At 68.9% G+C, this 2283-nt stretch carries 2 protein-coding genes; both read right to left on the bottom strand.

Annotated elements, in window-relative coordinates:
- Positions 1-1081 (bottom strand): protein translocase subunit SecF (gene secF / locus G6R24_RS20365; protein WP_163550750.1); only part of this gene is annotated, 1081 nt, incomplete at its 3' end.
- 4 nt (positions 1082-1085) lie between these two features.
- The coding region (gene secD / locus G6R24_RS20370; RefSeq protein WP_163550751.1) for a protein translocase subunit SecD at positions 1086-2283 on the bottom strand (1198 nt) is incomplete at its 5' end.

Here is a 2283-nt window from a genome sequence, read left to right on the forward strand (position 1 = left end):
AGTCCGAACCGTCGTCGCCGTCGTCGAGGCCCCGCGGATCACCGCCACGGCCGACCACCCGCGCCGCCTGGGCACCGGAGGTGTCCGCGGCGAGGCCCTCGCCGGAGCGGGCCCGGCGGGCCCGATCACGGGCGACCCGCGCGTCGAGGGCCACCACCGCGGGATCGGAGCGCTTGAGGTCGACCAGCAGCGGCGTCGCGAAGAACAACGACGAGTAGGTACCCGACGCGATACCGACGAACTGGGCGAGCGCCAGGTCCTTCAGCGTGCCGGCGCCCAGCAGCCCGGCGCCGACGAACAGCAGCGACGCGACCGGGATCAGCGCGATCAGCGAGGTGTTCAGCGAACGGACCAACGTCTCGTTGAGGGCGTCGTTCGTCGACTCGGCGTAGGTGCGCCGGGTGGACGTCGCGATTCCCGCGGTGTTCTCCCGCACCCGGTCGAACACCACCACCGTGTCGTACAACGAGAAACCGAGAATGGTCAGGACGGCGATCACCGTGGACGGGCTCACCTCGAACCCGACCAGCGAGTACACACCCATCGTGACAATCAGGTCGTGCACCAGCGCGGCCATCGCGGCCATCGCCATCTTCCACTCGAAACGCACCGACAGGTAGATGACGACCAGGATGAGAAAGACGATCAGACCCTGGATCGCCTTCTTGGTGATCGTCGAACCCCAGGAGGAGCCCACCGTCGACACGGCGATGTTGCGGTCCGGATCGGAGATCGAGAACTGCTTCGCCAACGCGTCGGTGACCTGCTCGGTCTGCTGATCGGTGAGCGTGCGGGTCTGCACCCGGAACTGGTGGGACGTCTCGAGCTGCTGGATCACGCTGTCGGACGGGTCGATCCCCGCGTTCGCCAGCGTGTCCTCCGCCTGCTCGACGGTGCCGCCGTTGCTCGGCAACTGGAACACGGCGCCGCCGGAGAACTCGATGCCGAGACTGAAACCCCGCACGATCATGCTGATGATGCAGATCGCGACGACGACACCGGACACCGTGTACCAGGCCCGGCGGCGGCCGACGAAGTCCACGTGGAAGTCGCTGCGGTAGATCCGCGCGAGCAGTGCCATCGTCTCAGCTCTCCCGCTTCTGCCCGGCCGGCGTCGGCCGCTTGGCCAGACGCGCCCGGGTGGTGGCCACCGGGACTGCGGCGGCTCGTCCGCCGATCATCTTCGGGCTCAGTCCCGAGAAACGACTGACGGAGAACAGCCTGCGCCGCACCAGCAGCGCTACCAGCGGCCGGGTGAAGATGAACATGATCAGTACGTCGCTCAGGGTGGACAGACCCAGCGTGAAGGCGAACCCGCGCACCGAGCCGATCGACAGGACGTAGAGCACCGCGGCGGCGAGGAACGACACGGTGTCGGCGGCGAGCATTGTGCGCCGCGCGGCGGGCCAGGCCCGGTCGGCGGCGACCCGCACCGTCCGGCCGGCCTGCACCTCGTCCTTTATTCGTTCGAAGTAGACGACGAACGAGTCGGCGGTGACACCGATCGACACGATCAGACCGGCGATGCCGGCGAGGGTCAGCGTGAAGCCGATCGCGCTGCCCAGCAGCACCACCGACGCGTAGATGATCCCGCCGCTGACCACCAGAGAGGCCACCACGACGATGCCCATCGCCCGGTAGTACAGGAACGAGTAGGCGATGACGAGCAGCAGACCGATCCCGCCGGCGAGCAGGCCACCGTGCAGGGAGTCGCGACCCAGGGTCGGCGAGATCGACTCCGCCTGGGACCGCTCGAACGCCAGCGGCAGCGCACCGTAGCGCAGCACGTTGGACAGATCCTCGGCGTCGGACTGGTTGAAGGAGCCGGAGATCTGGGCCGTGCCGGCGATGCGCTCGTTGGTCTGCGGCGCCGACTGGACGACGCCGTCAAGCACGATCGCGACCTGCTTGCCGATCGTCTGCTCGGTGAGGCGGGTGAACTTGCCCTGACCGGAACCGGTGAACTCGACGTTCACCACCCACTGCCCGGTGTTGATGGACGTGGTGCCGCCACCACCCTGCAGACCGGCGGACGCGGTCTTCACGTCCGTGCCGACGACCGACGCCGGCATCAGCAGGTACTTGGTGGTGCCGTCGCGGTCACAGGCCGCGATCCAGTCCTGCGCCTTGTCGGTGCTCGCCGCCGAGCGGCGCACATCGCTGGGCGCGCAGGTCAACGCGGTGTACTGGGCCACGACACTGGCCGGCGGCGCGGCCGCGGCGGCGGCTGGATCGGTGGCCTGCGTGGGCGCCGGGGAGGCCGTCGTCGACGGAGCGGGGGAG

It is taken from the genome of Candidatus Frankia nodulisporulans (assembly GCF_902806475.1).
GTDB classification, from domain to species: Bacteria; Actinomycetota; Actinomycetes; order Frankiales; family Frankiaceae; genus Frankia; species Frankia umida.